The following is a 16124-nucleotide window of genomic DNA, read 5'->3' on the forward strand; positions in this document are numbered from 1 at the left end:
TGGAGTATTGCCATGTTAAGAATCGCTAAAGAAGCACTCACTTTTGACGACGTTCTGCTCGTCCCTGCACACTCCACCGTCCTGCCGAATACGGCCGATCTCAGCACTCAGCTGACCAAAAATATCCGTTTAAATATTCCTATGCTCTCCGCTGCCATGGATACCGTGACCGAAGCGGGTCTGGCGATTGCGCTGGCACAGGAAGGCGGTCTTGGCTTCATCCATAAAAACATGTCGATTGAACGCCAGGCGGACGAAGTGCGCAAGGTGAAGAAACATGAAAGCGGCGTGGTTACTGAACCCCAGACCGTTCTGCCAACGACACCCCTGGCTGATGTTAAAGTGCTGACCGAGCGCAACGGCTTTGCGGGCTACCCGGTCGTTAACCGCGACAACGAACTGGTGGGTATCATCACCGGTCGTGACGTGCGCTTTGTGACTGACCTTTCTCAGCCGGTCTCTGCGGTTATGACCCCGAAAGATCGTCTGGTGACGGTGAAAGAGGGCGAAGCGCGCGATGTGGTGCTGCATAAAATGCACGAAAAGCGCGTTGAGAAAGCGCTGGTCGTGGATGACAGCTTCCATCTGCTGGGCATGATTACCGTTAAAGACTTCCAGAAAGCCGAACGCAAACCTAACGCCTGTAAAGATGCGCAGGGTCGTCTGCGTGTGGGTGCAGCGGTGGGTGCCGGTGCCGGTAACGAAGAGCGTATTGATGCGCTGGTCGCAGCGGGCGTTGACGTGCTGCTGATTGACTCTTCACACGGCCATTCTGAAGGCGTGCTGTCACGTATCCGTGAAACCCGTGCTAAATATCCGGACCTGGAAATTGTCGGCGGTAACGTCGCCACTGGTGCAGGCGCACTGGCGCTGGTCGCGGCAGGCGTCAGTGCCGTTAAAGTCGGTATCGGCCCTGGCTCTATCTGTACGACCCGTATTGTCACCGGTGTGGGCGTTCCGCAGATCACTGCCGTTTCTGACGCGGTCACCGCGCTGGAAGGCACCGGCATTCCGGTCATTGCCGATGGCGGTATCCGTTTCTCTGGTGACATCGCCAAAGCGATCGCCGCCGGTGCGTCCTGTGTGATGGTGGGTTCCATGCTGGCGGGGACCGAAGAGTCACCGGGCGAAATCGAACTCTATCAGGGCCGTTCATTCAAATCCTATCGCGGCATGGGCTCACTGGGCGCGATGTCCAAAGGCTCTTCTGACCGTTACTTCCAGACCGATAACGCCGCTGACAAACTGGTGCCGGAAGGTATCGAAGGCCGCGTGGCCTATAAAGGCCGTCTGAAAGAGATCGTACATCAGCAGATGGGCGGCCTGCGTTCGTGCATGGGCCTGACCGGTTGCCCGACCATTGACGACCTGCGCACTAAAGCGGAATTTGTCCGCATCAGCGGCGCGGGCATCAATGAGAGCCACGTGCATGACGTGACCATCACCAAAGAGTCACCAAACTACCGCATGGGTTCATAATCCCGATTTCCCGCCCGGCTCATGCCGGGCGCTTTTATTGATCAAGTCACCGTTCTGGAAACCCCTCAATGACGACGGAAAATATCCATAAGCACCGCATTCTGATTCTCGATTTCGGCTCACAATATACTCAGCTGGTTGCCCGCCGCGTGCGCGAGCTTGGCGTTTACTGTGAACTCTGGGCATGGGATGTCACCGAAGAGCAGATCCGCCAGTTCAATCCAAGCGGTATCATCCTTTCAGGCGGCCCGGAAAGCACCACCGAACTGAACAGCCCGCGCGCACCTGACTATGTCTTCAGCGCTGGCGTGCCGGTGCTGGGCGTCTGCTACGGTATGCAGACCATGGCGATGCAACTGGGCGGCACCGTTGCTGGCTCAAACGAGCGCGAATTCGGTTATGCGCAGGTCGAAGTCACCACACCAAGTGCGTTGGTTCGCGACATTGAAGATGCGATCAGCGCCGCCGGTAAACCGCTGCTGGATGTCTGGATGAGCCACGGTGACAAAGTCACGGCGATCCCGGCTGACTTCGTCACCGTGGCCAGCACAGAAACCTGTCCGTTCGCCATCATGGCCAACGAAGAGAAGCGTTTCTACGGCGTGCAGTTCCATCCGGAAGTGACTCACACCCGCCAGGGTCTGCGGATGCTCGAGCGCTTCATCATCGACATCTGTGAATGTGAAGCCCTGTGGACGCCTGCCAAAATTATCGAAGATGCCGTTGAGCGCCTGCGTGAGCAGGTGGGTAACGACAAAGTAATCCTCGGTCTGTCAGGTGGTGTGGACTCCTCTGTCACGGCGATGCTGCTGCATCGCGCTATTGGTGATCGTCTGACCTGCGTGTTTGTGGATAACGGTCTGCTGCGTCTGAACGAAGCACAGCAGGTGATGGATATGTTTGGCGACCATTTCGGGCTCAACATTATCCATGTACCGGCTGAAATGCGTTTTCTGGATGCGCTGGCGGGTATCGATGAGCCTGAAGCCAAGCGTAAAACCATTGGTCGCGTCTTTGTGGAAGTGTTCGACGAAGAAGCGCTTAAGCTGCAGGACGTGAAGTGGCTGGCGCAGGGCACCATCTATCCGGACGTGATTGAATCGGCGGCCTCAGCCACCGGTAAAGCGCACGTGATCAAATCGCACCACAACGTCGGTGGCCTGCCGAAAGAGATGAAGATGGGCCTGGTTGAGCCGCTGAAAGAGCTGTTCAAAGACGAAGTGCGCAAAATTGGTCTGGAGCTGGGCCTGCCGTACGATATGCTCTACCGCCATCCGTTCCCGGGTCCGGGTCTGGGTGTGCGCGTGTTGGGCGAAGTGAAGAAAGAGTATTGCGACCTGCTGCGTCGTGCCGATGCTATCTTCATTGAAGAGCTGCACAAAGCGGATCTCTACAACAAAGTCAGCCAGGCGTTCACCGTTTTCCTGCCGGTTCGTTCGGTCGGCGTGATGGGTGATGGCCGTAAGTATGACTGGGTTGTCTCGCTGCGTGCGGTGGAAACCATCGACTTTATGACCGCACACTGGGCGCACCTGCCATATGATTTCCTTGGCCGTGTCTCTAACCGCATCATCAATGAAGTCGACGGCATCTCCCGCGTGGTGTATGACATCAGCGGTAAGCCACCGGCGACGATTGAGTGGGAATAACCAGGCCTCAGCCAGGTAATCTCTGATAATTCTGAAGCCCGCTCCCCAGCGGGCTTTTTTTATTACTCTTGACCGTGCGCAGACTCGCTGTTTTAACCTTTCACCACATCCACACCCATCGCTGGTGTTTTCCTGTTCACTTTGCCGGAAATTACGCTATCCTCCATGCAGTAAAAGCCCGCAACTGACGTCATTGGTGTCCCGCTTTTATCCGCCGCTTTCACCGATTGTCTGTATCCCAACGCCACCGCTTACTGAAACCGCCTGCTGATCAGGCGTTTCGTGATTTTTACGTCACCAGGAATGTTGTCATGCTCTCACTGAAAGTGTTCAGCCTGTTTTTTGTTGCCGTACTGCTGTTATCGCTCGGAGCCAGCATTGCGCAGGCAGCGCGTCACGGCGAAAGTTCAGAGCCAGGTGGCTGGGCGACTGCCCGGCGCGATTCGGCTGGCATAGCGCCCGATCCGCACGCTTTATATAGCCTGGCTATCGTCCAGGTCTACGCTGCGCCGACCTATGGCTGGAAAGGGCGGGTGGCGGTGCATCCCTGGATCATTTTTAAACGTGCGGGTGAAACGCGCTACACGCGTTATGAAGTGATTAGCTGGGGCAGCGGCGATAAGGTTCGCCGTAACACCAACCTGCCAGATGGCTACTGGTATGGCGCAAAACCGCGGCTGCTGGTGGAACATCGCGGACCGGAAGCCGAAGCGATGATCCCGCAGATAGAAGCCGCCATTAACTCGTATCCGTGGCCGACAACCTACCGTGCCTGGCCAGGACCGAACAGCAATACTTTCCTGGCGCACATTGGCCGCGAAGTGCCCGCCCTGAGGCTTGATCTCCCCGCCAATGCGCTGGGCAAAGATTACCGGCCACTGTGGCGTCCTGTCGGGCTGCCGCCATCCGGGCGCGGTGTGCAGGTGTCGATTCTGGGTGTAGCGGGCGTGACACTGGGTGCAGAAGAGGGATTTGAAATGAACCTGCTGGGTCTGAACATGGGACTCGATTTTTCGCCGTTCCGGCTGCGGCTGCCGTTTATTGGCGGTCTGGGCAACGACAATCTTCAGCAGGATAAGCCCTGACAATATGGCCCCGTCAGGGGCCGTTTTGCCTCAGCACACGCCAAAGTCACCCTCTTCGTGATAGAGGTTGACGCTCTCTGCCTTTACTTCGATCTCTTTCTTCGCTGCATCATCAACGCGCGCGCACCACAGGGTGTCGCCTTCCACGCGCAGCACCTGCATTTTAGGGCCGCCGGTTTTGGACTGAACAAAATCCTCTGCTTTAAACATATTTCCTCCATTAATTATCGTTACTGCTGCCGATCGTTTTTTGCGTGACGTTTTCCAGTTTATACCCTGACTGTTTTACTGCGAGAAAAAGTCTCCGCATGCTGAACCGCGTTAAGAAATATTCATTGAGTTGTCAGTTGACAACTCACATATTCGGCGTCAGCATAGGGGGGCAAATATGGCAAGGAAGCGGCATCCCAGTAAAGAGATAGAGATGGCGTTACGTTACGCTGAATCCCACGGCTGGCTGGTGGTTACCGGAGGCCATCATGCCTGGGGCAAAATGTACTGTCCAAAAAATCTGTTGATGTGCCGATGCGGGGAGTTCTGTCTGACCTGTATCTGGAGCACACCGAAAAATGTACATCAACATGCCCGTGCGCTGCGGCGCGTGGTCGATAACTGTCATTATCTGAAGTCCTGACACAGCACAAGGAGAGGCATATGGAATATTGTTTTACGCTGCGGTTCAGCCTGCCGGAAGGGCATGCGCCGGTGGATGAACTGCTTGAAACGCTGGCAACAGCAGGCTGTGATGATGCGCTGATCGGCCTGGGGATGCCAGGGCGAATAGCATTTGAGTTCAGCCGGGAGTCTGACTCTGCAACGGACGTATTAAAGCAGGCGGAAGAGGATGTACTGCGCGCGATACCGGGTGCCACACTGGTGGAAGCGGCACCCGATTTTGTGGGCCTGACAGACGTGGCGGAGATCATCGGCATGACGCGACAGAATATGCGCAAACTGATGCTTAGCCACCGCCCGCCGTTTCCGCTGCCGGTGCATGACGGTAAAACTGCCATCTGGCACCTGTCGGATGTACTGGAGTGGCTGAGCCAGCGCGGCAATTATGCGCTGCCTGCGGCCACCCGTGAGCTGGCGCAGGTGACGCGGCAGCGCAATCTTAATGGATCGCTGCAACGTTACGGCCTTCACACCTGATCAGTGCGGCAGCAGGAAGATCGTTGCCAGTCCCAGGAAGATAAAGAAGCCGCCGGTATCGGTAAGGGCGGTGATCAATACGCTGGAGCCAACGGCGGGATCGCGATTCATTTTAGTCATGACCAGCGGCACCAGCACGCCCATCAGCGCGGCCAGCAGCAGATTAAGCGCCATGGCCAGCATCATAACGCCGCCAAGCGCCATATTGTCATACATCAGCCAGGTGATGCCGCCCATGATGCCGCCCCAGAACAGGCCGTTGATCAGCGCCACGCCAAGCTCGCGGACGATCAAAAACGAAAAGTTGCCCGGTTCAACCTGATGTAAGGCCAGCGCCCGCACAATCATGGTAATGGTCTGATTACCGGTGTTGCCACCGATACCCGCGACAATCGGCATCAGGGTGGCGAGGGCGACGATCTGTGAAATCGTTCCTTCAAACAGTCCGATGACCCGCGAGGCGACAAAGGCGGTACAGAGATTAATCGCCAGCCAGGCCCAGCGTTTACGCACCGATTTACGCACCGGCGCGAAAACATCCTCTTCCTGACTGATACCCCCCATTTTACGGATGTTGCTTTCGTTTTCGGCATTCACCAGGTCGATGATGTCTTCAATGGTCACACGGCCAATCAGTTTGCCTTTTGCGTCAGTGACGGCGGCAGAGATCAGGTTATAACGCTCAAAGGCACTGGCGGCATCTTCGGCCTTATCGTTGAGCTGGAAGGTGGTCGGGCGCGCGTTCATGACGTCGCTGACCAGGGTTTTAGGTTTGTTAAGCAGGATATCCGTCAGCATCAGCTCGCCCAGCAGCTGGTTGTCTTTATTGGTGATAAACAGCTTATCCGTGCCGTTTGGCATGTCTTTACGCTTACGCAGAAAACGCTGTACCGTTGCCAGCGTGACATCGTCGCGCACCGTCAGAATATTGAAATCCATCACCCGGCCCACGCGATCGCGATCGAGCTGTACCATATCGAGCATGCGGGCGCGCAGAGCAGGCTCCACGGTCGCCAGCAGACGTCCGGTCAGGTCACGCGGCAGATAACGCGCCAGCCAGACCTGGTCGTCGATATCCAGCGGCTGGATAGCACGCAGAATATCGCGATCGCTCATCTCCTCGGTGAGGCTGGCCCAGACCGTTTCAGAGGCTTCGACCAGTACGTGTCCGCGCCGCTCATTCGGCACCAGCCGCCATAGCGCCTGACGCTCCTCTTCGGGCAGGGCTTCGAGAATATCCGCGAGGTCAGCGGCATGCAGTTGCAGAATGTCCTGTTCCAGCGCATCACGCTGGGCCGCATTTTCACGTTGCTGTTCAGGATTGAGATCGCCGGATTTCGCCAGCAGAGAATCAACCAGATCGTGCTCGTTGAGCAGCAGCGTCAGAATGCGATGACGTATTTCACTTAAACGTTGAGAGTGAGAGGCAGACACATTGGATCCCTTTAGTCTGAAAGCACCAGCACGAAGTGTAGCGTTTCGCCTGAAAAAGGGATGCAAAAAAGAGTCCAGTTGTCTGGATAACATTTACTTTTAAGGCGTCTTTCAGGCGAAAAATCAGTATTTGTTAGCGCGTATCACCTGATGTGACGGTAACGGGTTCAGGAATCGCTTTCTGTTGCTGGTGATGCTCGAAGGCAGCGGGCAGGATAAATATCAGGCGACTAAAGAGAATGATAAAACTGATCAACAGCACAATGCGGGTCATGGTGCCGGTTTTTTGACGTCTTCGGGGAGAAATAGCGCTGTTCACGCGGGGTGGTTCCTGTAATGACCCCATCAGGGGCGACTGCAATATTTAGTCACAGTCGCCTGATGAAATCAATCGCTGTTGAAAAAAACAGCAGATAAAGATCAGTAACTCGCTTTTTGCGCCAGCAGCGTCGCAAAGCGGCAGGTAATGCGGTTGCCATTTTCATCTTTGCGATGCAGCTGACCGGGATGTTCATTGTACTTCACGATGTGCCAGTTGCGGTAATAGTGGCTCAACTCGCCCGACTTAAAAGCAAAAGCGAAATCAGCCGGGCAGGGCATATCTTCCGTGTTCATCGCTGCCACAATCAGGTTGTAACCCTCCCTGACCGTACAGGCCTGCATGTCGGCAATCAGCTGTGGAATGGTCTGCGGCTGCAGGAACATCATCACCACGGTCGACAGCACAAAGTTGAAGCCGCCGTTAAAGCGCGTGTTGTTCAGGTCGCGCTGCTCGGTATGAATACCGCTGAGATTTTCCTGCGCAATAATTTCCTGCAGGCGCGCCAGGCTTTGCGGATTATGGTCCCATGCCGTGACGTCAAAGCCGTGCTGGTTCAGAAACAGCGTATTGCGTCCCACGCCACAGCCCAGATCAAGCGCCTTGCCGACGTTGAGCTGGGGCAGCGCCGCAACCACTTCAGAGTGGGGCGGCGTTAAACCATAGGTTTCGGCAAAATAGTTTTCGCCTGAAAGGGGTGCAGTTGGTTGTGTCATATTCATCAATTCAGTTAAACGGGCGCAAGGCGCCCGGGTTGTCAGGCTTCTTCTTCGAGGATCAGCTTCCATCCTGTTACGTCGTTCCAGTAAACCTGCTCACGTTCCAGATCGAGCTGAACCAGGTTGTTCTGGGTGAAGTAGCCCGCCGGGAAAATCAGCGTCCAGTGGCCGTCATCGCATTTCAGGGTTAACGCATCCGGACGCGTAGTAGCCTGACGCTGATTATTCAGCAGAGTACCCAGGCGCAGCAGGAAAATCAGCGGCACAAACTGCTTTTTCTTAAACAGCGTCACGCGCGGCAACTCGTCGAGCTTCACTGCTTTGCGGTGGAATCTGACCAGCGCCGCCAGCAGCATCTGCTGATCCTGATTGAAACCGGGAAGGTTGGTGTTTTGCAAAATGTAGGCGGAATGACGTTGCAGGGCGCTGTGATTAATTGTCAGACCCACTTCGTGCAGCATCGCCGCCCACTTCAGCAGGGCTGCCAGCTGCGGATTGGCCAGTTTCGGGTTCTGCTCGCGCCACTGCAGATAAAGCTGCTCGGTGGTATCCAGCACGCGGCGCGCCTGATCGCTGTCGATGGCGTAATGATTCGCCAGACTTTGTGCTGTACGGCTGCGAATATCCTGATGGCGGAAACGGCCCTCCATCTCATAGAGCACGCCTTCACGCAGCGCACCATCAGAAAGACGCAGCTCGCGAATCGCCAGCGCATCAAAGACGCCACACAGAATCGCCAGTCCGGGTACAAACACGCCTTTGCGCTCTTCTGACAGGCCCGGCAGGCTGAGGGCCGCAAAGGATTTATGTTTCATCACCTCGTCATAGAGCTTTTCGAGGCGCTCAGGCGTAATCAGCTTCTCTTTCTCATCCATTGCCTGCAGCACTTCGCAGGCGGCCTTGATGGTGCCGGACGCACCCAGCGCATATTGCCAGCCATGCAGACGATATTGCCACGCCAGCGTTTCCAGCTTCTGCGCCGCCGCTAAGCGGGCGCGACGGAAGTTTTCACGGCTGATTTCGCCTTTCGGGAAATAGAGCTGGGCGAAACTGACGCATCCCATGCGCCGGCTCTCAACCAGTTGCGGTTCAAAATCCTCGCCAATCACCAGCTCGGTAGAGCCGCCGCCGATGTCGATCACCAGCTTGCGACCTTTCTCTGGCTGCGTGTGCTCAACACCCATAAAGATCAGACGCGCCTCTTCATGACCTGAAATCACTTCGATCGGATAGGGGATCACTTCAGCCGCACGCTGCAGGAAGGTTTCGGCGTTAACCGCCTCGCGCAGCGTATGGGTGCCGACAATCGTCACGTTGCTGGGGCTGAAGCCCTGCAGGCGCTCGGCAAACAGCGCCAGACAGGCTAAGCCGCGCTCCATCGCCTCTTCGCTAAGGTTGTGTTGAGCATCCAGCCCGTCAGCCAGATGGACGCGCTGTTTAAGGCGGCCCAGTACCTGCATCGCACCATCGACAACCCGCGCAATCACCATATGGAAACTGTTCGAGCCCAGGTCAATTGCCGCAAACTCCTGGGGTTTTGGCGTGCTTTTATGAGAAATTGGCATAGGATTTATTCAGGTTGTTCCAGTTTCTTGATGTAATCATAGATGGCCAGCTGCGAGCGCACTTTACGGCGATTGCCACGCTGGACGTAATGGTTACTCAACTCTTTATCGACGATGCGGGCTTTCACCGTATCACTTAACTGAATAGCAATAATGTCGAGTATGCGCTGCCGGATGTGGGGATCGAGAATCGCCACGGCCACTTCGATGCGGTAATCAATGTTACGTGTCATCCAGTCAGCGGAGGAGAGGAACACCTTCTTATCGCCGCCATTCTCAAAAATATAGACGCGATCGTGTTCCAGATAACGGTCAACAATACTGATGACACGAATATTTTCACTGATCCCAGGCAGGTCCGGGATTAATGAGCACATTCCGCGCACCAGAAGATTGACCTTCACCCCTACGCTGGAGGCTGTATAAAGCCGATCTACCAGACCTTTGTCTACCAGATTGTTGATTTTCAGAGTAATACCGCAGGGCTTATTCTGCTGTGCATTGGCAATTTCGGTGTCGATCAGTTCATACAGCATCCGGCGCGAGTTCTGTGGCGACACCATCAGGTGATCGAACGTCACGGGCCGATAAGGATTCTCAATAAAGTTGAACACCCGACGTACTTCATTGGTGATGCGCGCATCCGCGGTCAGCAGTGAGTAGTCGGTATAAAGCCGCGCGGTCTTCTCGTTAAAGTTGCCGGTGCCGATATGCGCGTAGCGCACAATCTCTTCGCCTTCGCGGCGTGAGATCAGGAACAGCTTGGCGTGGATCTTCAGGCCAGGTGCAGAGAAAATCACATGCACGCCCGCTTCGGTCAGGCGTTTCGCCCAATAGATGTTGGCTTCTTCATCGAAGCGTGCCTGCAGCTCAACGACCACCGTGACTTTTTTACCGTTATAGGCGGCATGGATCATCGCATCCATGATGCGCGAGTGTTTCGCGACGCGGTAGATGTTGATTTTGATCGCCAGCACGCTGGGGTCAAATGACGCCTGACGCAGCAGTTCCAGCACGTGTTCAAAGGTGTGGTACGGATAGTAGAGCAGCACGTCGCGGTCGCGAATCGCATCGAAGCCGTTGCGGAAGCCATCAAAACCGATGTGGCGAATCTGCGGCAGCGGGCGGTTCACCAGGTTATTTTTGCCGACGTTCGGGAAGCCGATAAAGTCTTTGAAGTTGTGGTAGCGGCCGCCTGGCAGGATGGAGTCCAGGTTAGAGATGGAAAGCTTGTGGCACAGCAGCGACACCATCGTGTCGGGCATATCGCGCTGATAGACAAAACGCACTGGTTCCGCCGTCAGTCGCTGCTTCAGGCTGGAGGACATCAGCTCCAGCAGGCTCGACTCCATCTCCGTGACCAGATCGTACTCGGCGTCGCGCGTCATTTTCATTGAATAGGCGTTGAGCGCGTCGAAGTCATAGAAGCCTTTAAAAATGTCATCCAGGCAGTAACGCAGAATGTTATCCAGCAGGATCATCGGTTTACGGCGGCGCGGTGGCTCTGCCGGTAAATTGATGAAGCGCGGCACTTTATCGGACGGGATCTCCAGCAGCGCATACTGAATATTGTCACCGCGAATGATCTCAACCGCCAGATAGGTGTAGTCATCTTTAAGGAATTCGGTCAGATCCGTTTCCTGGGTGATCAGAATCGGGGAGATATGCTGGCGCAACTCATGCTTGAAGTAGTGACGCAGCCACGCCTGCTGATTGGATGAGAGCTGACGTTCGTTGATCAGGAAGATCTGATTGCGAGCCATTTCCAGCAGCAGATCGTTATAAAGCGCATCAAACTCCTGATCGGACTTCATTACGCGCTGCTGAATTTTTTTAAAAAGATGGCGTGGCGTACTGGCAGAACCCTGCTCTTCACCAATCAGAATGCGGCGTTTGAGGTCGGCGAAACGCACTTTATAGAATTCGTCGAGATTGTTGGAGTAGATGCCCAGAAAGCGCATCCGCTCAATCAGTGGATTGCTTTTGTCTGCTGCTTCCTGCAAAACCCGTTCATTAAAGGATAACCAGCTTAATTCTTTTTCAATATAAAGCTTTACCTGACCCATTCTCACTCCATTTAGCGGTTGCAGGACTGAAGATCCAGTATCCATCAACATTATGGCGAGAGTATGGCAGCGTTGTCCAACGCAAGGAGTTGTCTTATCAATCGGCTACGGGCAACATAGCGGCTTATTTTGGCCTGCTACCGGAACCGCATGAGCGCAAACCACATTCCTGTCCAATTCAGCGATCGCAAGCGTCGTGCCGTTGATCGTCTGACGCGGCGGCTGATCACCTGCTGTGGCGTCGCGATCCTGCTGCTGATGCTGCTGCTGTTCTGCTGGCTGATTGGCGTGGTATTACCGCTGTTTAATGCGCCGGGCCTGCAGATCGCGGCCAGCCAGCAACTCTGGGATCGTACGCCCGCCTTAGCGATAGGCAATCAGGGCAATATCGGCTGGCGTATCAGCGCGCACGGTGCAGCACGTTTTATTCCACTGGATGGTCAGCCTGCGGAGCCGGCGCTGGCGCTGACCCCGGCGCCCGATGAGGTGGTGCAGAGTGCTGATGGGCAGACGCTGCTACTGAATATGCAAGGCGCGCTGACGCTGATGCAGCCTGCGACTGACCAGCAGTGGCGCTTCCCGCTAGGCGACAAACCCTTTCATCTGCCCGACGGTGCCGTGACAAAGATGGCGCTGGCGACGCGTCATGCGGGTCAGTGGCGCATCGCTGCTCTCACTGAGGCCGGCCTGCGGGTGCTGACGCTCGGCACCGATCGTCAGGCGTCGGTTATCCCGCTGCCGCAACGCCAGCTGGATCTGCTGGCGCTCTCGCCGTCCGGCGATCTGCTCTACACCACCGAAGGCACGCTGCTGCGGGTCTGGCAGCTCGATGATGACCATGCCCTGCTGCGCGAAACGCATACTCTGTCGCAGCCCCCACAAAGTCTGCATCTGCTGGTGGGTGGCAAAAGCCTGCTGATTCAGGATCGCAGTGGCGTCACCCAATGGTTTGGTATCGCCAGCGACCAGGGGCCGCGCCTGCAGCGTATCCGGACCTTCGCCGACAGCGACGGCGAGACGATTCTGGTGACAGAATCACAGCGTCGCGTGTTTGCCACACTCAGTAAGCAGGGGATGCTGCGGCTCTTTGCCAGCAAGCAAAACGGCCCGATACTGCAGCGTCAGCTGGAACCTGGCATTGTGCAGGCGCAGTTTTCGCCACGTGGCGACAGCCTGCTGATTGAGCGGGCGGGAAGCTGGCAGACCCTGCGGCTTGATAATCCGTGGCCGGACGTCACCTGGCGCAATTTCTGGCAGAAAATCTGGTATGAAAACTATCCCGAACCCGATTGGGTCTGGCAATCCACCGCCGCCGGTGACAGCTATCAGGCTAAGTTCAGCCTGATGCCAATGGTGATGGGAACGCTGAAAGCGGCCAGTTTAGCGCTGCTGTTTGCCACGCCGCTGGCGCTGGCCGCAGCGATGTACACCGCGTGGTTTATGGCACCGGGGCTGCGGCGCTGGGTTAAACCGGCCATCGAGATGATGGGCGCGCTGCCAAGCGTAGTGGTGGGGCTGATTGCCGGAATCTGGCTCGCGCCGCATATTGGTCAGGCGCTGGTGGGTGTACTGCTGCTGCCCGTAACGCTGGCAGGCGCGCTGCTGTTATGTGGCGTATTCAGCGCGCGTTTACCGCCGCGCTGGCGTCAGCCGGGGCGTGAGGTACTGATTCTGCTGCCGCTGTTGCTGCTGGTTACGCTATTGACGCTGTGGCTGCCCACCCTGTTTATACCGGATGCGGGCGACTGGCTGCCGCATTACGAGCAGCGCAACCTGCTGGTGGCCGCGCTGGCGATGGGATTTGCGCTGGTGCCGCTGATTTTCACCCTCTCCGAAGATGCCCTCTTCAGCGTACCTGCGGCGCTGGGCCAGGGTTCACTGGCTCTGGGCGCAACGTCGTGGCAAACCCTGACACGCGTCGTACTGCCGGGTGCCTCCGCCGGGATTTTTGCCGCGCTGATGATCGGTCTGGGACGTGCCGTAGGAGAAACCATGATTTTGCTGATGGCGACCGGCAACACGCCGCAAAGTGAAGGTGGCCTGTTCAGCGGCCTGCGCGCGTTGTCCGCCAATATCGCCATTGAGATGCCGGAAGCCGCAGCAGGCAGTGCGCACTATCGCGTGCTGTTTCTCAGTGCCCTGATGCTGCTGCTGTTTACGCTGGTGATTAACACGGTTGCCGAGCTGATCCGTCAGCGACTGCGTCAGCGCTACAGCCAGCATGAGGAACAGGCATGAAGGCGATGCGACAGAACGATCGCTGGCGCTGGTTAACGGCTGGTGCTGTCGCCGTCTGCCTGCTGGCCTTTACGCTGCTAATCGGGCTGCTGGCGTGGCAGGGCGTCCGTGCTTTCTGGCCGCAGGGTGTGGACCTCTATACCTTCAGCCAGCCTGAAGGTGGCGAAACGCGCCTGCTGGGCGAAACTCTGGAGCATCAGCGGCGTTTCCCGGCTCCGGCCGATGAACAGGGCAACAACGGCGGACAGGTGCATCGCTATCTGATTAAAACCGGTAACCGTGACTGGGACGCCCCCGATTTCCGCGTGGTCTACAGCCGCGCGGCCGCGAAGGTCAGTCAGCCGCCGGACGTCATAGTGCTGCAGCGGCGCAGCCACGGTCAGGCCTATGGCTGGTTTGTCGGCCTGCGTGAAGATAACGAAGAGCTGACCGCGCAGGATCCCGATGCGCTACTGCATCAGCGGCTTGGACAGGTGCAGATGCTGGTGCGGCAGGCTAACCAGATTCGCCGGGTGGATATGGCGCGCCTTAACAGCCAGCGCGAAGAGCTTGATGAGCAGGCGGCCACAGACCGGACGGCCGGACGCTTTGATCTGCAGGCAGAGTCAGAATATCAGGCCAATCAGGCGGCGTTGCAGCGGCGCTTTAATCAGCTGAGTGAAACACTGGCTTCTCTGCAACAGCAGAGTCAGCGCGATCTGTTAATCCTGCGGGATGTGCAGGGCAACGAACATGCTATTCCGCTGACCGAAATTGTCGATAGCTGGAAGCCGAACGCGATGACGCTGACCAGCAAAACCGGGCATTTTCTGCATCAGTTGTGGCGTTTCGTCAGTGATTCACCCGCCGGGGGCGAAAGTGAATCAGGCGCATTTCCGGCGATCTTCGGCACCGTGCTGATGGTGCTGCTGATGTCGGTGGTGGTGATGCCGCTGGGCGTTATCGCCGCTATCTGGCTGCATGAATATGCCGGACGGAATGCGCTGACCAGACTGGTACGCATCGCGGTGGTCAATCTGGCCGGCGTCCCTTCCATTGTTTATGGGGTATTTGGTCTGGGCTTCTTTGTCTGGCTGGCAGGCGGCACGATTGATCAGCTCTTCTTTGCCAGCGCGTTGCCCAACCCCACCTTCGGCACGCCAGGTTTACTCTGGGCGTCGCTGACCCTGGCGTTACTGACGCTGCCGGTAGTCATTGTGGCGACCGAAGAGGGCTTATCCCGTATTCCCAACAGCCTGCGGCAGGGTTCGCTGGCGCTGGGCGCGACCCAGGCGGAAACGCTATGGAACGTGGTGCTACCGATGGCGGTGCCGGCCATGCTCACCGGCCTGATCCTGGCGGTGGCGCGAGCAGCAGGTGAAACCGCGCCGCTGATGCTGGTGGGCGTGGTGAAAATGGTGCCGGAACTGCCGGTCGACGCGGTATTTCCTTATCTGCATCTGGATCGCAAGTTCATGCATCTGGGCTTCCAGATTTACGATCTGGCGTTTCAGAGTCCAAATATTGAAGCCGACCGGCCGCTGGTGTTCGCCACCGCGCTGCTGCTGGTGCTGATTATTCTGTCGCTTAATCTGCTGGCAATGGGCCTGCGTCACCGCCTGCGTGAACGCTATCGTCTTATGACTCAATAACAGGCTATGACTATGACGTCCGACACGGATATCGCGCTGACCGTTAACCATCTGTCGCTGTGGTATGGCGAGCGCCAGGCGCTGCAGGATATCTCTCTGCAGGTGCCGAAAAACAGGATTACTGCGCTGATTGGCCCGTCGGGCTGTGGCAAGTCGACGCTGCTGCGCTGCTTTAATCGCATGAACGACGTGATTGACCACTGCCGGGTAGAGGGTGAGGTGTTACTGGGATCGCAGGCGATCCTGCGCCCCGAACAGGATCTCTCCGCACTGCGCCGTCGGGTCGGCATGGTGTTTCAGCGGCCTAATCCTTTTCCAAAATCGATTTATGAAAATGTGGTCTACGGGCTGCGTTTACAGGGTGTGCGCGATCGGCGGGTACTGAACGAAGCCTGTGAGCGTGCGCTGCGCGCAGCCGCGCTGTGGAGTGAGGTGAAAGACCAGCTGTCACAGAATGCGCTGACGCTCTCCACCGGACAGCAGCAGCGGCTGGTGATTGCCCGCGCCATCGCGATTGAGCCGGAAGTGCTGCTGCTGGATGAGCCGACTTCCGCGCTGGATCCGATTTCTACACTGGTGATTGAAGAGCTGATGACCACGCTCAAGCAGCATTTCACGCTGGTGCTGGTAACGCACAACATGCAGCAGGCGTCGCGCGTGTCAGATTACACCGCGTTTATGCATCAGGGCACGTTAGTGGAGTTTGATGAGACCGACCGGATTTTCACCGCGCCGAAGCAGCGACGGACCGAAGATTACATTACGGGGCGTTACGGCTGAGCCAGCA

14 protein-coding genes are annotated in these 16124 nt (G+C 56.8%); 8 read left to right on the forward strand and 6 right to left on the reverse strand.

Annotated elements, in window-relative coordinates:
- Positions 1 to 12 precede the first annotated feature (12 nt).
- From guaB to ACTJKZ_RS00490, 3 genes are all read left to right on the forward strand, one after another.
- Positions 13 to 1479, forward strand: coding sequence for an IMP dehydrogenase (guaB, locus tag ACTJKZ_RS00480; protein ID WP_161734332.1), 1467 nt, complete (start codon positions 13 to 15; stop codon positions 1477 to 1479).
- 68 nt (positions 1480 to 1547) lie between these two features.
- Entirely contained in the window at positions 1548 to 3128 is a 1581-nt protein-coding gene (guaA, locus tag ACTJKZ_RS00485; RefSeq protein WP_161734330.1) for a glutamine-hydrolyzing GMP synthase, read from the forward strand.
- Between the two features lie 311 nt (positions 3129 to 3439).
- Complete coding sequence (locus ACTJKZ_RS00490) at positions 3440 to 4213, forward strand: DUF3750 domain-containing protein (RefSeq protein ID WP_260059547.1); 774 nt, start codon at positions 3440 to 3442, stop codon at positions 4211 to 4213.
- 30 nt (positions 4214 to 4243) lie between these two features.
- Here the strand turns inward: ACTJKZ_RS00490 and ACTJKZ_RS00495 are convergent, their stop codons facing one another.
- Entirely contained in the window at positions 4244 to 4423 is a 180-nt protein-coding gene (locus ACTJKZ_RS00495; protein WP_022624131.1) for a hypothetical protein, read from the reverse strand.
- Positions 4424 to 4601: 178 nt separating this feature from the next.
- Between ACTJKZ_RS00495 and ACTJKZ_RS00500 the strand changes: the two genes are divergently transcribed.
- A complete protein-coding gene (locus tag ACTJKZ_RS00500; RefSeq protein ID WP_135907869.1) occupies positions 4602 to 4847 on the forward strand; it encodes a hypothetical protein in 246 nt (81 codons plus the stop codon).
- Between the two features lie 20 nt (positions 4848 to 4867).
- Positions 4868 to 5365, forward strand: coding sequence for a helix-turn-helix transcriptional regulator (locus ACTJKZ_RS00505; protein ID WP_440829080.1), 498 nt, complete (start codon positions 4868 to 4870; stop codon positions 5363 to 5365).
- On the opposite strand, the gene mgtE is transcribed toward ACTJKZ_RS00505, so the two are convergent.
- The 5 genes from mgtE to ppk1 all read right to left on the reverse strand — a co-directional run bounded on the left by mgtE (position 5366) and on the right by ppk1 (position 11468).
- The gene (gene mgtE, locus ACTJKZ_RS00510; protein WP_161734324.1) at positions 5366 to 6799 is read right to left on the reverse strand and encodes a magnesium transporter; all 1434 of its coding nucleotides are present in this window, start codon (positions 6797 to 6799) and stop codon (positions 5366 to 5368) included.
- A 133-nt stretch (positions 6800 to 6932) separates the two neighbouring features.
- Complete coding sequence (locus tag ACTJKZ_RS00515; protein ID WP_013358709.1) at positions 6933 to 7118, reverse strand: YfgG family protein; 186 nt, start codon at positions 7116 to 7118, stop codon at positions 6933 to 6935.
- Between the two features lie 101 nt (positions 7119 to 7219).
- The gene (gene tehB, locus ACTJKZ_RS00520; RefSeq protein ID WP_161734322.1) at positions 7220 to 7834 is read right to left on the reverse strand and encodes a tellurite resistance methyltransferase TehB; all 615 of its coding nucleotides are present in this window, start codon (positions 7832 to 7834) and stop codon (positions 7220 to 7222) included.
- Between the two features lie 41 nt (positions 7835 to 7875).
- Entirely contained in the window at positions 7876 to 9402 is a 1527-nt protein-coding gene (ppx, locus tag ACTJKZ_RS00525) for an exopolyphosphatase (protein ID WP_161734320.1), read from the reverse strand.
- Positions 9403 to 9407: 5 nt separating this feature from the next.
- Complete coding sequence (gene ppk1 / locus ACTJKZ_RS00530) at positions 9408 to 11468, reverse strand: polyphosphate kinase 1 (RefSeq protein ID WP_161734318.1); 2061 nt, start codon at positions 11466 to 11468, stop codon at positions 9408 to 9410.
- A 150-nt stretch (positions 11469 to 11618) separates the two neighbouring features.
- Between ppk1 and ACTJKZ_RS00535 the strand changes: the two genes are divergently transcribed.
- From ACTJKZ_RS00535 to pstB, 3 genes are read left to right on the forward strand one after another with little or no spacing between them, the layout of a single operon-like run.
- The gene (locus tag ACTJKZ_RS00535; protein WP_161734316.1) at positions 11619 to 13706 is read left to right on the forward strand and encodes an ABC transporter permease subunit; all 2088 of its coding nucleotides are present in this window, start codon (positions 11619 to 11621) and stop codon (positions 13704 to 13706) included.
- Positions 13703 to 15337 (forward strand): phosphate ABC transporter permease PstA, encoded by a 1635-nt coding sequence (gene pstA / locus ACTJKZ_RS00540; protein WP_440829081.1) that lies wholly within the window; start codon positions 13703 to 13705, stop codon positions 15335 to 15337. Before ACTJKZ_RS00535 ends, pstA begins: the two co-directional genes overlap by 4 nt.
- A gap of 12 nt (positions 15338 to 15349) precedes the next feature.
- Positions 15350 to 16117 (forward strand): phosphate ABC transporter ATP-binding protein PstB, encoded by a 768-nt coding sequence (gene pstB / locus ACTJKZ_RS00545; protein WP_440829082.1) that lies wholly within the window; start codon positions 15350 to 15352, stop codon positions 16115 to 16117.
- Positions 16118 to 16124 lie beyond the last annotated feature (7 nt).

This window comes from Pantoea sp. 22096, assembly GCF_052045955.1.
Taxonomy (GTDB): Bacteria; Pseudomonadota; Gammaproteobacteria; order Enterobacterales; family Enterobacteriaceae; genus Pantoea; species Pantoea alfalfae.